The following is a 17,914-nucleotide window of genomic DNA, read 5'->3' as shown; positions in this document are numbered from 1 at the left end:
ACGCACCCTGCAGCGCGTCGGGCATCGTGCGGCGCCACCCGGACATCCGCTGGCTGCGCCGTGCCGACGACATCCAGGCGCTGGCCCGCATCCAGGCCGAACTGCTGGACGCGCTGTGGCCGCTGCTCAAGCCCGGTGGCCGCCTGGTTTATGCAACCTGTTCCTTGTTCAAGGACGAAGGCATTCGGCAGATCGACGCATTTTTGCAACGCCATTCGCTGGCACCCGGGGTCATCGCAGCCCAGTCGCCCGGCCACCTGCTGCCGCTGCCGGACAATGCAAGGCATCTCCCGTCAGCCTCGCTGGCCGACGGTTTTTACTATGCCTTGCTGCAACGGCCCGCTGCTGCCTCTGACTGAATGCCGATGGGTTTTGAAAGCGCCCCCAGGACCGGGCTGCGCCCAGTCCGCCCCCCGTGGGGGGTGAGGGAACTTGGGGCGGCCCTGCGTTTCCTCATGAGGATGTCCGGCCCGACTGGCCGCGGCGCGACTTGCGCGGCTGCGGCCTGCGTGCGCGGGCTGCTGCTGGCCGCTTGGTTGGGCGTGCTGGGCCACACGGCAGGGGTGCGGGCGCAAGGCATCGAGCTGCCGCAGCTTTCGCTGAGCCGGCAGGAGGGCGGGCTGACGCTGGACTTTGAAGTCAAGCTGGCGCTCAGCCGTGCCACCGAAGATGCGCTGCAGCGCGGCGTGCCGCTTTATTTCACCGCCTCCGCGCAGGTCTTTCACCCCCGCTGGTATTGGCGCGACGAGCGCGTGGCCCGCGCCACCCGCACCTGGCGCATCTCCTACCAGCCGCTCACCTCCAGCTGGCGCGTCAGCTTCGGTGCGCTGAGCCAGAACTACCCCAGCGCCGAGGCCGCGCTGGCGATGATCTCGCGCGCCACCCGCTGGCGCATTGCAGAACCCGAGCAGATCGACCCCAGCGAGCGCTACTACGTCGAGTTCAGTTACCGGCTGGACAGCAGCATGCTGCCGCGCCCGCTGCAGCTGGACCTGGCGGTGCAGTCCGACTGGCGGCTGTCCGTCGAGCGCACACTGAAGCTCGACTGAGCCTTTGATCCAGCCCCCCGCCACGCGCCTTGCCACCCGACCCGCGATGAAAAACTCCGTGCGCCTGGGCTGGGGCCTTGCCACGCTGGTGGCAGCGGGCCTGGGCCTGGTGCTGGCGGTCGTGCTGTCGCTGGTGGTGCAGGGCCCGCTGGGCTACGGCGGCCACTTCGTCTGGTTGTTCTGGGTCAATGTGGGCGTGGCCGGCGTGCTGGCGCTGGTGCTGCTGGCGGCGGCCATCCGGCTGGTGTTCCGGCTCAAGGCCGGCAAGTTCGGCAGCCGGCTGCTGATCAAGCTGGCGGGCATCTTCGCGCTGGTCGGCGTGCTGCCGGGCGCACTCATCTACACCGTCAGCTACCAGTTCGTCTCCCGCAGCATCGAGGCATGGTTCGATGCCAGCGTCGAAAGCGCGCTGGACGCCGGCCTGGCGCTGGGCAAGGGCACGCTGGAAGCGCTGGCCTCGGACCTGGTCAACAAGACCCGCGCCGCGGCCGACCGGCTGGCCGAGGTGCGCAGCAGCGACCCGGCCCTGCTGCAACTGGAGCGCCTGCGCGAGCAACTGGGCGCCACGCAGGTGGCGGTCGTCAACGGCAATGGCCAGGTGCAGAGCAATGCCAGCGCCACGGCCGACCTGGGCATCGAGCGGCCGGCACCGGCACTGCTGCGCCAGGCCAAGGCGGTGCAGTCGGTCAGCCAGGTGGAGGGCCTGGAGGACGATGGCACGGCCGCCGCCGGCCTGCAGCCGGCCCAGGTTCGCGCGCTGGCGCTGATCCCGGATGCGCGCATCAAGCTCTCCGGCGAGTCCGACCGTTACCTCATGGTGCTGCAGCCGCTGCCCACCGCGCTGACCAGCAATGCGCTGATCGTGCAGGCCGCCTACCGCGAATACCAGCAGCGCCACATCGCGCGCGACGGCCTGCGCCGCATGTACATCGGCACGCTGACGCTGGCGCTGGTGCTGTCGGTCTTCGGCGCGGTGCTGCTGGCTGTCGTGCTGGGCAACCAGCTGGCGCGGCCGCTGCTGCTGCTGGCCGACGGCATGCGCCAGGTCGCGCGTGGCGACCTGACCGCCAAGCAGATCTTCACCTCCAACGACGAGATCGGCGAGCTGACACGCAACTTCGCCCACATGACCGAGCAGCTCGGCAGCGCCCGCCAGCAGGCCGACGCCAGCCTGCGCCAGCTCGAAGGCGCACGCCTGCGGCTGCAGACCATCCTCGACAGCCTGACGGCTGGCGTCATCGTGTTCGACCGCGACCACCTGATCGACACCGTGAACCCTGGCGCCACCCGCATCCTGCGCGCGCCGCTGTCCGTCTTCGTGGGCCGCGGGCTGGGCGAGGTGCCCGGCATGACCGACTTCGCCGCCGCGATCCACCAGCGCTTCGCGCAGCACCAGAGCAGCCCGGAAGACGGCGAGCGCGACCATTGGCAGGAGTCCTTCGAGCTGCGCCAGAGCGAGCGCGAAGGCGGCATCACGCTGCTGGTGCGCGGCGCGCTGCTGGTTGGCGGTGCGCGCCTGGTGGTGTTCGACGACATCACCGAGGTCGTCTCGGCGCAGCGCAGCGAGGCCTGGGCCGAGGTCGCACGCCGGCTGGCCCACGAGATCAAGAACCCGCTGACGCCGATCCAGCTCTCGGCCGAGCGCCTGCAGCACAAGCTCGAAGCCAAGCTCGAATCGCCAACCGACCAGGCCATGCTGGTGCGCTCGGTGGCCACCATCGTCAACCAGGTGCAGGCGATGAAACAGTTGGTCAATGAGTTCCGCGATTACGCGCGGCTGCCCGCGGTGCGCCTGCAGGACACCGACCTGAACGAGCTGGTCGCCGAAGTACTGGGCCTGTATGGCGACGACCAGGAGCGCGGCCGGCTGCAGGCCCGTTGCGTTCCCGCGCTGCCGCTGGTGCGGGGCGACCCGACCCAGTTGCGCCAGGTCATTCACAACCTGGTACAGAACGCCTTGCAGGCGCTGGCCGGCCGTGAAGACGGCAAGGTCTGCGTCGAGACCGAGATCGCGCGCCATGAAGACGGCCGCGTGCGGGCCGTGCGCCTGAAAGTGGCAGACAATGGCCCTGGGTTCAGCGACAAGGTGCTCAAACGTGCGTTCGAACCCTACGTCACCACCAAGAGCAAAGGCACTGGCCTGGGACTTGCGGTGGTGAAGAAAATTGCCGACGAACACGGCGCGCGCGTTCGCATCGTCAACCTGCCCCCCCAGAATGCAGGCAGCGATGCGCCGTCGGGCGCGCAGGTTTCGCTATCATTTTCCAGCTTCATTGAACAGAAGGATCCTCCAGTGAATGGCCCGGCCCACCCACCCGGCGCCTGAACGCTGTCTCGGACATCCATGGCAACGATACTTGTAGTCGACGACGAGATGGGCATCCGTGCCCTGCTGTCGGAAATCCTCACCGATGAAGGTCACGCCATCGAGCTGGCCGAAAACGCCGCTCAGGCCCGTGCGGTGCGCGAGCGCCTGCGGCCGGACCTGGTGCTGCTCGACATCTGGATGCCCGATGTCGATGGCATCACCTTGCTCAAGGAGTGGGGTGCCAGCGGCCAGCTGACCATGCCGGTGGTCATGATGAGTGGCCACGGCACGATAGACACCGCGGTCGAGGCCACCAAATACGGCGCCATCGCCTTCCTCGAAAAGCCCATCACGTTGCAAAAGCTGCTGCGTGCCGTCGAGCAGTCGCTGGCTCGCACGCCTGCACGCCCGCCGGCCCCGATGGGCGCGCCCACCGCCTACCGCGGCGAAATCGGGTTGACGGTCGAATCCGCGATGACTGGCGGCGTCGGCCTGCCCGCGCTGCCGGTGGACCTCGGCCCGCAACCCGAACAAAGCTTCGACCTCGACCGCCCGCTGCGCGAAGCCCGCGACGCCTTCGAGAAAAGCTACTTCGAATTCCACCTCGCCCGCGAGAATGGCTCGATGACCCGCGTCGCCGAAAAAACCGGCCTGGAGCGCACCCACCTCTACCGCAAGCTCAAGCAGCTTGGCGTCGACCTGACCCGCAACAAACGCGGCAGCATCGCCTGAAACCATGCTATAGTGTTTGACTTCGCTGATCGCACATCAACACGCTTGATTGCAGCACAGCAAAGTGATTGGCCTGGTAGCTCAGTTGGTAGAGCAGCGGATTGAAAATCCGCGTGTCGGTGGTTCGATTCCGCCCCAGGCCACCAGGAACGCTAAGCCCTTGATTCTTAACAGGATCAGGGGCTTTTTGCTTTCCGGCATACGCCTAACCCGCTTGGATTGGTACACCAGGCAGGTACACCGTGGCATCAATTCCCACTGCGTCTAGACTCGCTGGCACCCGCATCCCGCGTCGTCGTTCGTTCATGGCTCAGCCGTTCAAGCATCCCGCCTCCGGCATCTACTACCTGCGCCGCAAAGTGCCACCCGAATTGAGGGCGTCTCTCGGGCGTGAGTTCAAGCAGTCACTGAAGACCCGCGAGCCCGCGGAGGCCAAGGCCCGTTTTGCAGAAGCCTGGGCGCAGGCTGAGGCTGCCTTTGCTGCCGCTCGGGCTCAGCTCGCCGGAGTCGAAGCAATCGGCGTCGGCGATGCGCATCAATTGGCCGCAAGATGGTTTCGCGAGGAGCAGGCGCGCGTTGAGCGGGAAGGTGCGTTCACTGAAATGCTCGCGGAGGGCTCTAGAACGGCCTCTGGGCGTGGCGATGAGGTGGGTGAATGGGCTACCAGCTACTCCACGTTTGAAGCGGCTGCAGAGGAGGGGAATGGCCCGCCGAATGACGATTGGGCTGCGGTGGTCGCTCCCCACATTGCCAAGGCCCTCAGCAAGCACAAGTTGCCCCGACCGGCGCCCGGTAGTCGTGCAGCCGAACATCTGAGCGCAGCATTCTTGGAGCATCTGCATAAGCTCTCTGATTGGGCCATGAGCCGATACGAGGGGCGGTATTTGGCGCTCGGGCTTGGCGTGGCCCCTGTACAGCACTTGCGCTCGGAGGGACCCAAGCCGTCCATGTCGAAAGCGGTGAAGCTCATGGCACTGTTCGATGAGTACAGCACCGATAAGACCCTCAACGATGGCGACACGCGAGCAACTCGCAAGACCCTGGCGAGCTTTCAGGCGACGGTGCAGCGCTTCACAGAGTTGATGGGCGACTTGGACATCACTGCCATCAACCGCGAGGTTGTAGCCCGGTATCGTGCCGAGCTTGCTCGCTTGCCTGCCAAGGGGGAGGGGACTCGGGGACTCAATGCTTCTCAGCTGATAGCAAAGGCCGAGAAGGAGGGGCTGCCGCGTCTGTCTGAGCCGACGATCCTCAACCACATTCGAGCGGTGTCGGCGGTGCTGAGTCATGGTGTGCGGCTGCAGCGGCTTCCCGAGAACCCAATCATTGCTGGCGGCGTCGGTCGTAGTGCGGCCAAGGCTGCCACACGCCGAGTGGCCGGGATCAGGCGGCGCAAGGACTATTCGCCTGATGAACTGCGGGCCATCTTCACTAGCCCTGCCTTTACGGAGACAGATTGGGCACCGCCGCGTGCTGCGTTCGGCAAGGCTTGGTACTGGCTGCCGCTGTTGCTGTACTACACCGGAGCACGCAGGGAAGAGCTTGCGCAGCTGAAGGCATCCGATGTCAAGAAGTCGCCTGATGGCATCTGGCACCTGAACATCCTTGCGGCAGAAGACGAGGAGGACGGTAGCCGCGGGGTCAAGACTGAAGGCAGCCGGCGTCTGCTTCCGCTACACCCGGACTTGGTCAAGCGAGGGTTCCTTGACTATGCATCGTCGTTGCCGACAAAGGGGCAACTCTTCCCAGACTTGAAGCCAAGCCCTAGTGGCTACTTTGGTGCGAACTTCGGCAAACGGTGGGCGGTATACCTGAAAGAGACTGTGAAGCTGGATAGCTCAGTCAGTCCCATTCACGGATTCCGCCACACCTTCAAGACGCTATCCCGCGATGTTGGCATCCCTGAAGACGTGCATGACGCGATCACAGGCCATGCGGGAACCGGAGGCATTGCACGGGACTATGGTTCTATGACGCTGCGGCGGATGGCTGAAGAACTCGCCAAGTACCCGGAAGCTCCAACCGTCTGAACCGCCATTGCTTACACAGCAGGCGCGCGCCTAACAAGAGGAAGGCTTCTTGAAGGCCTACGCGGAGCACAGGCCCCTTTCCTGCGGGGCCTTCTTCCAAGCCTGCGGGCCTCGGGGCAGACTCAAGGACATCTGAGACTACGGAGCTTCCAGCCGGACGGCCTCTGGCAGTCGGGGGACGAGGACACTCTGGAACTCTCGAACTCTCAAGGGCTCAGGGACTTCTAGGCTTCTGCGCTACTCGCTTGGCCTCGGGCAGGCTATCAAGCTCTTAGAGGCCTTCATTAGGCTTTGCACTGGGGACAGTGCACATAGATGCGCGATGTGCTTTTATTCGATTTACTCGGTTCTCTCTGTTAGTAGGGTACCGAATTGCAGGCCCCTATTTCCGACAACCATCGGGCATGGGTTCGTCCAGGCGGGCAGGGGGGATATGGCGTCTCGATTGAGTCACATCCCCTCTCGCCTAAGTCCACAATTTTTTTGAAATTTCAGGGGCGCTGCGTATCAGCCTCAGCCTTCGGCTTGGCTTGCGTGGTATACCCTCGCTAAGCCCATTGGGTTGACTTTCTCTCCCATGAAGTCAAAGTATTCCCTTCCTCCATGCTGTCGCCCCAAGTCGAAGTCAGGGTCGCCCTGCAGATCCAGTGATTCAACGGTGAAGGGCACAGCCTTCGCCCTGCTGCCACCCATCAGGCGAACATGCCCCGCGGCGATGAGTTGGGCATAGTCTTCGCCGTCCATTATTGGAATTCCGCTGAGTTGGATCGCGGCGTCGAAGAACCCTGTGAGGTATCCGCGTGCAAATTTCTCATGCAGGAATGTTTGGTACCTGCTTGCGTCGAGGCTGCAGAAGGCCAGTTGCACGCTGAGCGTGTCTGCGGCGCCCGATATGAATCGCCCCAACACAGCGCCCGGCGACATGGCTGGCTGCTGCTTCTTCTTGAAGAGTCCGAACATTTTGCTGAAGTCCATCTGGGTGGATAAGAGTGGCTGACCTTGTTGCCCAATCGGGGGGCTTCCGTTGCCGACTCAGGCGAGCTTTCTTGTGCTCTCAGGGATGTAATCCGGAATCGGGTCTATGAAGGCGTACACCTCCTGGTCCAGTTCCTCGCAAGCGGGGCATGTTTTCTCCCGGCGCTGTTTGTTGCTCAGAGGGTTGGAGCACCGCTCGCATCTGAAGGGCATGAACGCCAAGACGATGAGCGCCATTCCGAGAGATAGAAAGCCAAGGGTCCCCCAAGCGAGAGCGCTGCGGTTCTTGCGGTAGGCCAGGCCCCCTGTAGCAATGCCAGGGATGCCGAAGAAGACGAGGTCCACGAACATGGACATTGCTGTGACGCGCATGGCTGCTCCTAAAAAAGCGGGCACAGCAAGTCTACCAATGAATCCTTTAGGTTGTAGTCCTATAGGTTGCGGATTGGTCCACTGTGCTGGTGAGCATCAACAACAAGTCAGACTTCGGCGCCGCGTTTCTGTTCGCCAGGAAGGCGCAGGGCCTCACTCAGGAGGACTTCGATGAGGTGTCCAGCCGGGTCTATGTCAGCGCGCTGGAACGAAAGATCAAGCAGCCGACCCTCCCCAAGGTTGACGAGCTAGCCGCGCGGATGGGCTTGCATCCTTTAGCGGTCCTCGCCCTCGCCTACTGTCTGCCTCTAGGCGAACGGGGGGAAATTGATCAGTTGCTGGCGATGCTGCGACAAGAGCTTCTTGCCGTTACCAAGCTCTGATTGGCTAGGTCTGTCGCCGGCTCTCTTGCAGCAAGGGTTTTCTGATTTTTCCCTCAGTGTCCTCCGTGTTCGTGGACAATCCTTGGGTACTAAAGGGAGGTTGCTGATGACGCTTTTTCAGTTGGTCAAAATCACGCTCGATGAACTCTATAAGGAGGCGGTCCAGCTATATGGGGTTAAAGTCGATGACGAGATTAAGTCCCGGTTTCTTTACCTGACAACGAGCTACACCCAGCTCTCGTCGACCACACGGGCTCCAATCGACTACAAAGATCCGGCGATTAGGTTTGCGTATGTCTATAAGTACACCGCAAGTCACGGAGACTACGTTGTTCAGTTGCTGGCGATCCTAGCGCAGGCGCTCGGTGGTAAAATTTTCCAGTCCGATGTGGGGCGAGTGAGTTGCATCGGGGGTGGGCCGGGGAGCGACGTCATAGCTGTCGTCAAGTATCTTGCCGACTCGGCTGGCAAGGAAGCTGTCAACAAGTTGATGGTCTATCTGCTCGACAAGGAGCAGGCTTGGGCGGACTCGTGGAGCGAGCTAAACATGAAGCTGTCTTCCTCAACCGTTCAGCTCCACACGGCGTTCCAGCAAATGGATGTACTCAATCCCGACTGGACGTCACAGCGCAAATTCCTTGAAGCTGACGTGTTCACCCTCAGCTACTTCGTATCTGAGGTATACGCGCTTGACGGAAGCGGTGTCGTCACCCAGTTCTGGCAGCGCTTGTTTAAGGAGGCGAAGTCGGGTGCGATCTTTCTGTACGACGACAACGGTAGCGACACCTTCAACAATTACTTTGACTACCAGTGGAAGACTGCGGGGTTGCAACTCCTCTCGCAAGAATCGAACGTTCGGTGGTACCCGCGCAGTTCAGAGCAGAAGTCCGAGCTCGCTTTCTACACCGCCAAGTTCAACGCGATTCCCAAGGTTCAGAGCACGCTGAGCTATCGCATCCTTCGCAAGCCATGACTCTTGATCTGTTCGCAAGCGAGCCGGCTCTTGAGCGTCTTCAGATCGAGGATGCGGAGATCAGTTTCGCCCGACAGATTGATCTAGGTGAGCCTACTGATGAGGTGCTGCGAGAGCTCATTGACAGCACCCCATGGCGGCAGGAGGCGGTGACTATCTACGGGAAGAAGCACCTGCAGCCTCGACTGGTCGCGTGGTATGGCGATGTTGGGCGGACTTACTCGTACTCGGGCATCTCATTGGAGCCGCTGCTCTGGACCGACACCCTCGCCAAGTTGCGGGACATCGTGCAAGACCTCGTCAATGAGCGATTCAACAGCGTTCTGTTGAACTACTACCGCGATCATCGAGATAGCATGGGCTTTCACAGCGACGATGAGAAAGAGTTGGGCCCGACTCCGGTTATTGCGTCAGTCAGCCTGGGCGCAACTCGCACTTTTGTGCTCAAGCACAAGACTCGGCCTGAGCTGAGCCCCGTCCGCTTGGAACTGCCTTCGGGAAGCCTGCTGCTGATGAAGGGGCTCACGCAGAAGAACTGGAAGCACGGCATCGACAAGCAGTCGAAGCCTTGTGGCCCACGGGTCAACCTGACGTTTCGCCGGATTGTTCCGAGATGAGCGCGTCTGAGCAGCTCGATCCCTGTCTTCGCGCCGATGACAACAGGGCTCTACTGGCGCGAGGTGGCCTGATTGATACCCTCTTTTGGTACACTTAACTCCGTTCGCTAGACTTAAAAACTCTGCCAATTCATAGGGTTAGCTTCCTGAGGTGCCGTGTCGGTGGTTCGATTCCGCCCCAGGCCACCAAATCGCAAGCCCTTGATTCCGAACGGATCAAGGGCTTTTTGCATTCAGCCTGCGAGGCGTTTCGCGGCGTCTTGCAACCCTGCAAAGATGGCGTTGGTCACCTGGGTGTCCCATCCCTGCGGCAGCCCCGCGCCGACCTTGGCGATGACCTCCGGTGTTCGCGAGACGATCTGTTCAATCAGGTAATCAATCTCCCGCCCATCTTCCGTCAGCACACCATGCCGTTTGCCGAGCGCCAGCCAGTGCCGGCGCAGGATGTCCCGCATCTTCCAGTGCGCGTTTGTTGACCGCACGGCCATGGCCATCCTGGCCTTGAGCGGTGGGAGGTTCGATGGCCCCTTGCCCGGCACCGGGTACGCTGACAGCACGTCGTACAGCGGTGTCAGTTGGTAGCGGCCGCCGGGGCGCAGGAACAGGCTGAAGTTCTTGGCGTGGCCGTCGGTGGCGCACAGCATCCAGAAGAGCAGTTGCGCCTTGAAGAAGTCGCGGCGGTCTTGTTCGCGGGTCGTCGAGCCATCGAGCACATCGAGGATGCGGTCCATGCCCGGCCCGCCGTCGGCTTCGTACTTCGCTTCGGGCGGCACGCCGGTGGCTTGGCACATGTCCTCCTGCGGCAGCCGGACGAGGCGGTTCTCCCCGGAAGGATGCGTCCACCAGGCGCGGTCGAAGCGCTCGATGACCAAGGCTTTCACGTCCTCGAACTGCAGCGGGTGACAGGTCGCAACGGGCAGCCCGAACTCGCGCAGGATCAAGGCGCACAGCCACTCGTTCTCGACCGAGTCGCGCATGTCGAGCTTCATTCCGCCGATGAGGCCCAGCGGCAGCTTGAAGATGTGCGTCGTGGGCGTGCTGCCACGCGGAAGGCACCACTGGCCGTCTCGCAGCAGCAGGGCCGTCTTCTCCTGGGCGCCGGCAATCGAGATGCGGAAGTCGTCGTCATCGCCGCCCCAGCCCATGGCATTCAGGGTCGTCGTCCCGCGCAGGACCTGGGCCACTTGCGCTTCGCTCAAGGACTCGGCCTGCAGGGGCGCGGTGCCGGTGGATCTTGTGCCCTCAGGGAGGATTTCGAGCGCACCAACGCAGTCCCGACCGATCTCGGCCAGCAACTCGAACGCCCTGGTGGATCCGGTGTTGAAGCGGCGTGCCAGCCGTTCCCGGATGTCCTTGCTGTCGGGCAGCAGGTTCTCGAAATAGGCGCGGACCTTGTCGCCACGATGCGGCGCATTGCCCGGCGTGAAAGGCAAGGACAGGGACAGCGGGCGCCCTTGCTCGGACTGGGTCCAGGCCGCGTCGTACTGGAGGGTGTCTGGCGCGTTCGGCGCGAGGCTCCAGTTGCCGACGTAGGCCCCGTTCATCCAGAGGCCCAGTGTTCGGGTGTGAGAGCGGCGCCCCATGGCTACCAAGCCGGCTTGTCGGTAGCGGTGCGCTGACCAGGTGGGTCGGGTGCCGGCGTGGGGGAGGGCTTCCCGAGCGCCAATTCGACGCCCAGGATGTTGAGCAACTTCAGCAACCGCGCGGCGCCCACCTTGTCGGCGTTGCGCTCCATCGCCGAGTAAGTCTGCTGGGAGACACCCAGGCGCAACGCAACCTCGCCCTGGGTCAGGTCGGCTTCCTTTCGGAAGGCCTGCAGCAGCGATGGCAGTTGCTCGGCGGTGCGTACGGTGAACTGGGCCATACAGTCTTTGATGCGTGAATGGAGCTTACGTGCTAAAAGCTGTATTTGCAATCTACTGCTTGTGGGCTGTTTCTGCAGATGCCTGTCCAACTGCTGGAGCCGACGGAGTTCGGCGGGCATCAGCGGCTGTCCGGTTTGCCTTCGGGGCCGGCGCTGCCAGCGTCAGTGGGGCGCAGGGGCTTTTGCTTTCCGGCGCATGCCTGACCTGCTTGAGCGGGTACAACGGGCACCAAGGCGTCACAGAAACTCTGGCTTTATCTTGGCCGACTCGGCGGCAAGCCTGGTTAAACGGGTGGCCTGTCCCACCACGAAATCTCTGAGTTGCCCTGCGAAGGCGCGCTCATCGTCGTCGATGTAGTCATCCGCCATGGCCTGTGTCGGCGCGTGCGCCATCACAAGCTTGGCCAGCCGCACGGCCTCGCGTTTGAGCAGGTTCCTGTCGAGCCCGCATCGCTTTGCAAAGTCGGCCAGCTGAAACGCACTCACCTCATTGAGCGAGAAGGCATCGCCCCAGGCCATGGCCAACTCGTGGGCGATGCCTGGGTACTGCACCACACTGACCAGGTCGTACCAAGGCGCCGGGTCCAGTCCCTCGCGGCGCACGAAGAATGAGAAGTTCTTGCCATGCGCGTCGGAGTTGCCGATGAGGAACTGGAACAAGGCCCACCTCAGCAAGGTCATGCTCGCCGCGGCCTTGTTGACGGTTTGCTCGACGCGCTCGAACAGCATTTCGAAGCTCACGCCCTCCCGGATGTTGCGCACGTGCTCGCCACTCCCCAAGTTCCGCTCGTACTTGTAGCTCTCGGGCAGGTCCGAGGCCTGGCAGGCGTCGATGATGTGCAGGCGCTTCACGGTGGGCTCGTTGGCGCCATGCGCGGCACCTTCCACGACGCCTTGAACGACAAGCCGGTCGAACCGGCGAACGACGAGTACCGGCCTTGGTGTCCGATAGATGCTGACCTCGGCGACCGGCAACTGCATGCGACTAGCCAAGGACATGCAGAAGTGTTCGTTGACGACCAGATGCGGCGTTGCCTGACGCGCAGGGTCTGGCTTGAGGATGTGGGTCGACGCCAGGGGCGGCTCGACCAGCAACAGGCGTCCTCCGTCGCTCAGCGGGCGGTCCAGGTAGACCATCAACTTGTCTTGCACGCCCGCAATCGACATGCGGACCTTGCCATCCCAAACCGCCAGCGGAATCTGGTCGCGCTCGGCGATTCGTCTGTCCAGTTCTTCGCGGGTCACTTCACGCGGCGGCTTGGCGGCGACGACGGGCGGCACTTCATCCGAGCGCCAGAAGCGGAACGCCCCGGTGGTCTCGGTCCCCAGTGCGCTGATGAGCGCGTAGATGTTCGACTTCGATACGCGGTAGGTCGTGGCCGTGATGTCGAGTGCGCGGCCTTCGGGGAGCAAGTTCTCCACAAAGCGCTTCACTGCGCCGATGGCATGGCCGTCGGCCGAGGGCTGGAAGGGCAGCGCGGGCGACAGTGGAAACGCACCCGGCGCCGCGACCCAGTCCGCGTCGTAGTCCAGTGACCACCGGTCGTTCAAGGCCTCGTAGCCGAGCGTCGCCACCTTCTGGTCATCCGCCCAGAGGGTGAGCGCATGCGGCGCAATGGGGGCGTCGGTGGCCGAGTTCATGGCTGCCCCGGAAGCTCGACTCTGGGATGCAAGACGGACTGCATCATCGGATGGTCCTTGGGGCCGAGCACGAGTGCGAGCCCCAGGCTGTCCAAGACCGCCAGCAGCTTGTCCAGTCGCACGGAACCCTTGCCGTTTTCGAGGCGGGAGAGCAGGTCGACGGAAACGCCGCTCAAGGAGGCCGCATCGTCAATGCGGAGCGACTGTGCTCGACGCCGTGCTCGGATGGCTGGGCCAAGGGTGCTCGCGTCGGTAATGTGCAGGAGCGCGGGGTCGGTGAGGCTCGAAGTCATTTCGGAATTCCCGGGATGATGGCCTCAGGTTTGCGGCCGGAGGAGGAATTTCTGGAATTCCGAAATAGTGCCATGACTCGGCTTTGGTGGCGCGGTAGTTCACTAAATTCCGAAATTCACACCGAATCCCAGACTCTGACGGCCTCGCGCCTTAAATTCCGAAACGAGCTTGCCTGGCATGCGACACCAACGCCAAGGCCGGATTGCAGGGGCGAGGCGCCGGCGGAACTCACGCCCATGGGGGCTTGAGGGGAAGCCGATCAACCTTCGGCCAAGGCGCGCAGGGCCACCGTGTAGCGCTTCCAGGTGACCGCATGCACATCAACGTCCGTCAAATGCGCCTCAGCGATCGGTCGTCCTTGCAATCGAAGCGCGATCGCCATTGGCACATGGCCCAGCCTGCTCCCGGTGACCGTTGACACCGAAAAGGCAGGTGTTCGATGCCAATCTTCCCTGGTCAAGACGACGGGGTCGAGCCTGTGCGGCAAGTTGCATGCATCAATCGCGTGGAAGCGGACGCCGGCCAGATAGAAGGACAGGTTCAATGCGTGCGCTCCGCGGGGCCCGAATGAGCCCAGGATGGTGGCGCTGCAGATCGCGATGCCGGACTGAACGACAGTTCTTCTATGCAAGGCGTCCTCCACAGCACGACGCACCCTGCCGTGCATAGTCCAAGTCATGCAATGCGCCAAGCTGGTCATCTGTGAAGCTGCTGCAGACCCCGCGAGCCCAGTTCTTCACCGTAGCGCTGACGGCGGATGCGATTGCGATGGCGTGGGCAGCCTCATTGACGTTGGCTTGCACGCGCTTGTTGTCGATTTGGCTGAGGCAGGCGTGTTTGACGTACAGCAACCAAATGGCTCGGCAGTCCTGATCTCCATTTGCGTAGGAACGCAGCAGGCTTGTGAAGAGATCCATGAAGTTGCCATCTTCACTCAGGAGTTCGCGCAACTCCGCCAGCGGACTGGACATGTAAGCTGAGTCCCTTGCGATTACTTCATTGCTCAGCATGCGCCGCAGAAGCCCGACGATGTATCTGCCCATCCCTTCGGTCAATTGGGCGTCAGGGTCGCGGACGACCTTGTTCAACAGGCCCGCCATGACTTCGGGCGTGGGCACGTCGCTCAGGACGACCGCACTGATGTAGCCGTTCTCATCGGAGGTCTTGGCCGTCTTGGTGCCGCGCGTCGCGTTCAAGTAGTCCTCGCCCGAACCGAGTTTGGTCTTTGCGATGTTGGTTAGCAGTCCGAGCTCGGCGAGATCGCGATTGATCTGGATGAGTGCGGCCTCCAGTGCACCGGTCGAGGAGCCAAAGATGCGGTAGTCGTCGACGAAGCGGATGTAGTCGCCGGCGTAACGGGCCACGATCTTGTCCACCTCGCCGAGGTAGCAATTGCCCAAGAAGAAGACGGCATCGTTTATCAAAGGAATGCCCGGCCCTGGCGAAAATGAGTTGATCAAGGACATGAGCAAGTGCGCGGCTGGCGAGGGGCCGATTCTGGCGAAAACGAATTGCGCAAATCGAGCGCGATCAATGCTACCGAAAGCATCGTGCAAATCGATCTGCAGCAGGCAATCACCCGCCCTGCAGCGCGCATCGGTTGCACCTTGAAATCTGGCCCAGGCCAACAGCTGTGGCTCGATCAGTGCCAGCAGGTCAGGGTCCCGGTTGTAGCGGTAGCTGTGGACGCGTGGATCAAGGCACCCGGCCGCAAGGGCGGGCGCTAACGCCGACACGCATGTCTGCAGCATGATCTGCTCGTTGACCGATGGCTGGCTCCAAATTTTCAGTTGCCCTGAACGCTTGGGGACCGGGATGCTGAATGGTTTGGGAACCACCAGACCTCGTGAGAGATCCCTCAGGCGCCTGACGATGGCTTGTTCGCGCTCGCCGTAGTCGATCACGAGAGGATCGACCCAAGGTGGCAATGCGTTGCTGTACGAGACCACGTCAAATGCCAGCCGAATGCCGAGTTGCACCGGCAACCCATCGAGGGCCGTGAGGCGGCGATTGGCAGTCACGGCGCAGAGGCGCCGAAGATGTCCTTCGGGTTCCACGTGACGACCATCGGGTAGACGAGTGCGGCAACGGTCAGGACGAACAGGTTGGCCGGCAACTCGACCGAGGGATATGTGGCAGCGACCGATCTGATGGCGGCATTCACTGCCAAGCCAATGCCGCCAAAGAAGAACGTGATGACCAAGAAGGTCTTGGTGCCCAAATGCACCTTGCGGGATGAAGCCCACAGGGCGACCGCGATGAACAACAGCAAGGTGCGAATGTCGTGGTGAACAAGAGATGTTCGTTGTTTGCCCAGGGAAAACGCGTCTTGCCAGGACAGGTTGATGGATTGAGCAGCGCCTTCGATCTCGAACGACGGCCACCGTTTGTACAGAGACAGGTCGATGCGTGAAGGGCGAGAAGATTGCGGAAGTGTGGAGAAGAAGGATTTGTAGAAGTCCCCGATCTCGAGCTCCTGCCGTTTGTTCCAGGTCGTTCCGATGGCCGGAATGAAAAGGTTTTCAATGCCGTCGTCGCCTGCCTTCAAAACGAGTTTTGGCAGAACCTTGTCCAAAGCGTCCGTCGATACGTGTTCACCTTCCTCGAAAAGCGCGATGTAGAGGCCGAGAAATGGGAACCTCTTGTCGATTTCCGGGCCAGGGGGCACTCTGAAGGCGATCACTTCACCTGCAGCGTGCTTCCGCCCGAGCAACGTGAGCAGCGCCTGTGCATCTTGCGGCGAAACCTGCTGCAGCTTAAGAAGAACCGCGCGCGCCAGTGCGGCAGGCTTGATTTTCCCGTTGTCGACAAAAGCCGAAATCGCCAGACCGGTTTCTCTTTTGTCCCAGTCGCCGAGAGGCAGCGCTTCTTCGAAATCGTCAATCGACACCAAGACCTCGTGGCCTTTGAGGGTACCCATCAGGTAGGGAGGATCGGCGAGCAGATCGTTCACGTTGACTTGGCCGACCACCAAACGAGTTTCGAAGAGTTGCGGCGCCAGGCAAACGTCTATCGTCAGGACAAGCAGGGGCAACGAGATCCAAAAAGTGGTTGCCCACCGATCCTTGCGAGAACTGCCAGTGGGGCTTGGCATCGAAGACCCTCCAGGTGGCCGACGGACGAAAAGGGCCGTGCGCGTCCAGCTTCAGGCTTCTCCTCAGGCCGCCATGATCCGATGTGGGGTAGCCTGTCGCGTCGGCATGAACGCCGGCACACGCCACGCGCCGGTGTCCGCCGAAGCCACCGTCGGTTCCGGCAGCAAGCCGCGGGCGATGGCGATGTTGGCGGCTTCGGTGCGGGTGCTGGCGTCGAGCTTGGCCAGGATGGCGCGCACGTGGGCTTTGACGGTGCCGGCGGCGATGGCCAGGCGGTTGCCGATGGTCTTGTTGCAGCAGCCCTGGGCCAGCAGGGTCAGCACGTCGTGTTCGCGCGAGGTGAGGGCTTCGGTGCTGAGGCTGTTGGCCAGTTCCTGAGCAGCGACCGGGCAGAGGTAGCGCCGGCCTTGGGCCGCGGCGCGCACGGCGCATTGCAGCTCGGCCAGGCTGCAGCCGCTGGCGACATAGCCGAGCACGCCTTTCTCCATCGCCCGCTGGATCTCGAATTCGCGCGGCTTGCCGGCCATGGCGACGATGCCGGCGCGGCCGGGATTGTCGAGCTGCATGGCGGCTTGGTGGTCGCAGACGATCACGCGTGCGCCGCGGCCGTGTTCGATCTGCGCGGAGCCCGTGGTGTCCACCGACACCTCGAATTCCGGCACCTGGCCCAGCGCGGACATCAGGCCCATCGCGAGGATGGGTTCGGTGTGCTTGACGATGACACGTTGGGCGAGGGCGGCGAATTGGGGCATGGCTTTTTCCTGAACAGTGATGAGATGTCTGAGTCCTTGATCAGGATCGTAGGGACTGTGTCGTCTCAAGGCTGTACACAAAAAGAGGTAGCGGTGCTCCCAAGGTGCGCAGGCGGGGTCAGGTATCCAGGTCGATGATGCCGCGGCGCAGCGCGATCATCACGGCCTGCACCCTGTCCTTGGCCTCGAGCTTGGCCAGGATGTTTTTCATGTGGACCTTGATGGTGCCTTCGGTGATGCCCATCTCGGCCGCGGCGAGCTTGTTGCGGCCGCTGTTGGCCACCATGCGCAGCACTTCGATCTCGCGTGGCGAAAGCGCTTGCTGGCCGGCGTGTGCACCGATGGCGGCGGCCATCGCCGGCGGGATGAAGTCCTGGCCCTGGTGCGCCGCGCGGATCGCGCTCAGCATCTCGCTGCGGATCATCGTCTTGAGCAGGTAGCCCTTTGCGCCTGCGCGCAGCGCCCGCACTGCCTGCGCATCGCCGCCATAGGTGGTCAGCACGACGATGCGGGCGTCCGGCGCCTCGGCTCGGATCGCGGTGATGGCCTCGATGCCGTCCATGCCGGGCATCTGCAGGTCCATCAGCGTGACGTCGGGCCGGTGCTGGCGGAAGGCGTCCACCGCGGCGTGGCCGTCGTCGGCCTGGGCGATCACGGTCATGTCGTCCTCGGCGTCCACCAGGCCGACGATACCGGTGCGCACGACCATGTGGTCATCGGCCACCAGCAGGCGGATGGGCGCAGCGGGCTGCGGGGCAGGGTTCATGGACTGTCTTTCTGGTGGTGGCTGGCGCTGTGCGCGGCGAGCCGTTTGCGCAGCCGCTGCAGC

At 62.8% G+C, this 17,914-nt stretch carries 18 protein-coding genes, 1 tRNA gene and 1 pseudogene; 9 read left to right on the top strand and 11 right to left on the bottom strand.

Going from position 1 to position 17,914, the window contains the following annotated elements; translation table 11 throughout:
• From FKP22_RS05060 to FKP22_RS05030, 6 genes and pseudogenes are all read left to right on the top strand, one after another.
• A pseudogene (locus FKP22_RS05060) lies at positions 1 to 359 on the top strand (16S rRNA (cytosine(967)-C(5))-methyltransferase RsmB); the annotation flags it as partial.
• Positions 360 to 461: 102 nt separating this feature from the next.
• Positions 462 to 1,049: a DUF4390 domain-containing protein gene (locus FKP22_RS05050; protein ID WP_231010280.1), complete on the top strand. Its 588-nt coding sequence runs from the start codon at positions 462 to 464 to the stop codon at positions 1,047 to 1,049.
• 46 nt (positions 1,050 to 1,095) lie between these two features.
• A complete protein-coding gene (locus FKP22_RS05045; protein WP_141285799.1) occupies positions 1,096 to 3,375 on the top strand; it encodes a sensor histidine kinase in 2,280 nt (759 codons plus the stop codon).
• 18 nt (positions 3,376 to 3,393) lie between these two features.
• Positions 3,394 to 4,089, top strand: coding sequence for a response regulator (locus FKP22_RS05040; protein WP_141285797.1), 696 nt, complete (start codon positions 3,394 to 3,396; stop codon positions 4,087 to 4,089).
• A gap of 70 nt (positions 4,090 to 4,159) precedes the next feature.
• Positions 4,160 to 4,235: transfer RNA gene (locus tag FKP22_RS05035), tRNA-Phe, on the top strand.
• A 159-nt stretch (positions 4,236 to 4,394) separates the two neighbouring features.
• A complete protein-coding gene (locus FKP22_RS05030) occupies positions 4,395 to 6,119 on the top strand; it encodes a site-specific integrase (protein WP_141285795.1) in 1,725 nt (574 codons plus the stop codon).
• Positions 6,120 to 6,632: 513 nt separating this feature from the next.
• Here the strand turns inward: FKP22_RS05030 and FKP22_RS05025 are convergent.
• Both FKP22_RS05025 and FKP22_RS05020 read right to left on the bottom strand, forming a co-directional pair.
• Complete coding sequence (locus FKP22_RS05025; protein WP_141285793.1) at positions 6,633 to 7,094, bottom strand: hypothetical protein; 462 nt, start codon at positions 7,092 to 7,094, stop codon at positions 6,633 to 6,635.
• Positions 7,095 to 7,151: 57 nt separating this feature from the next.
• Complete coding sequence (locus FKP22_RS05020; RefSeq protein WP_170200755.1) at positions 7,152 to 7,466, bottom strand: hypothetical protein; 315 nt, start codon at positions 7,464 to 7,466, stop codon at positions 7,152 to 7,154.
• A gap of 89 nt (positions 7,467 to 7,555) precedes the next feature.
• Between FKP22_RS05020 and FKP22_RS05015 the strand changes: the two genes are divergently transcribed.
• From FKP22_RS05015 to FKP22_RS05005, 3 genes are all read left to right on the top strand, one after another.
• On the top strand, positions 7,556 to 7,849 hold the full coding sequence (locus tag FKP22_RS05015) for a helix-turn-helix domain-containing protein (RefSeq protein WP_375140559.1): 294 nt from the start codon (positions 7,556 to 7,558) through the stop codon (positions 7,847 to 7,849).
• 106 nt (positions 7,850 to 7,955) lie between these two features.
• Positions 7,956 to 8,822 carry a hypothetical protein gene (locus tag FKP22_RS05010; protein WP_141285789.1) on the top strand — a complete coding sequence of 289 codons (867 nt, stop codon included), beginning with the start codon at positions 7,956 to 7,958 and terminating at the stop codon, positions 8,820 to 8,822.
• Positions 8,819 to 9,439 (top strand): alpha-ketoglutarate-dependent dioxygenase AlkB family protein, encoded by a 621-nt coding sequence (locus tag FKP22_RS05005; protein ID WP_141285787.1) that lies wholly within the window; start codon positions 8,819 to 8,821, stop codon positions 9,437 to 9,439. The genes FKP22_RS05010 and FKP22_RS05005 overlap by 4 nt, the downstream gene beginning before the upstream one ends.
• Positions 9,440 to 9,672: 233 nt before the next feature.
• Here FKP22_RS05005 and FKP22_RS05000 read toward each other — a convergent pair whose 3' ends face one another.
• From FKP22_RS05000 to FKP22_RS04960, 9 genes are all read right to left on the bottom strand, one after another.
• The gene (locus tag FKP22_RS05000) at positions 9,673 to 11,022 is read right to left on the bottom strand and encodes a type II toxin-antitoxin system HipA family toxin (RefSeq protein ID WP_170200754.1); all 1,350 of its coding nucleotides are present in this window, start codon (positions 11,020 to 11,022) and stop codon (positions 9,673 to 9,675) included.
• A 2-nt stretch (positions 11,023 to 11,024) separates the two neighbouring features.
• A complete protein-coding gene (locus FKP22_RS04995; protein ID WP_141285783.1) occupies positions 11,025 to 11,303 on the bottom strand; it encodes a helix-turn-helix domain-containing protein in 279 nt (92 codons plus the stop codon).
• Positions 11,304 to 11,540: 237 nt separating this feature from the next.
• Complete coding sequence (locus FKP22_RS04990) at positions 11,541 to 12,944, bottom strand: HipA domain-containing protein (RefSeq protein ID WP_141285781.1); 1,404 nt, start codon at positions 12,942 to 12,944, stop codon at positions 11,541 to 11,543.
• On the bottom strand, positions 12,941 to 13,237 hold the full coding sequence (locus FKP22_RS04985; protein WP_141285779.1) for a helix-turn-helix domain-containing protein: 297 nt from the start codon (positions 13,235 to 13,237) through the stop codon (positions 12,941 to 12,943). The genes FKP22_RS04990 and FKP22_RS04985 overlap by 4 nt, the downstream gene beginning before the upstream one ends.
• Positions 13,238 to 13,497: 260 nt before the next feature.
• Positions 13,498 to 13,782 carry a hypothetical protein gene (locus tag FKP22_RS04980; RefSeq protein ID WP_141285777.1) on the bottom strand — a complete coding sequence of 95 codons (285 nt, stop codon included), beginning with the start codon at positions 13,780 to 13,782 and terminating at the stop codon, positions 13,498 to 13,500.
• Between the two features lie 79 nt (positions 13,783 to 13,861).
• Positions 13,862 to 15,259: an RNA-directed DNA polymerase gene (locus tag FKP22_RS04975; RefSeq protein WP_141285775.1), complete on the bottom strand. Its 1,398-nt coding sequence runs from the start codon at positions 15,257 to 15,259 to the stop codon at positions 13,862 to 13,864.
• Positions 15,256 to 16,332, bottom strand: coding sequence for a hypothetical protein (locus FKP22_RS04970; protein WP_141285773.1), 1,077 nt, complete (start codon positions 16,330 to 16,332; stop codon positions 15,256 to 15,258). The genes FKP22_RS04975 and FKP22_RS04970 overlap by 4 nt, the downstream gene beginning before the upstream one ends.
• 63 nt (positions 16,333 to 16,395) lie before the next feature.
• The gene (locus FKP22_RS04965; RefSeq protein WP_141285771.1) at positions 16,396 to 17,085 is read right to left on the bottom strand and encodes a response regulator transcription factor; all 690 of its coding nucleotides are present in this window, start codon (positions 17,083 to 17,085) and stop codon (positions 16,396 to 16,398) included.
• Between the two features lie 118 nt (positions 17,086 to 17,203).
• Complete coding sequence (locus tag FKP22_RS04960; RefSeq protein WP_141285769.1) at positions 17,204 to 17,851, bottom strand: response regulator; 648 nt, start codon at positions 17,849 to 17,851, stop codon at positions 17,204 to 17,206.
• Positions 17,852 to 17,914 lie beyond the last annotated feature (63 nt).

The organism is Ideonella azotifigens, from assembly GCF_006519715.1.
GTDB lineage: Bacteria > Pseudomonadota > Gammaproteobacteria > Burkholderiales > Burkholderiaceae_C > Ideonella > Ideonella azotifigens.
The sequence above is the reverse complement of the archived record's forward strand: the minus strand, read 5'-3'. Positions and strand labels throughout refer to the sequence as shown.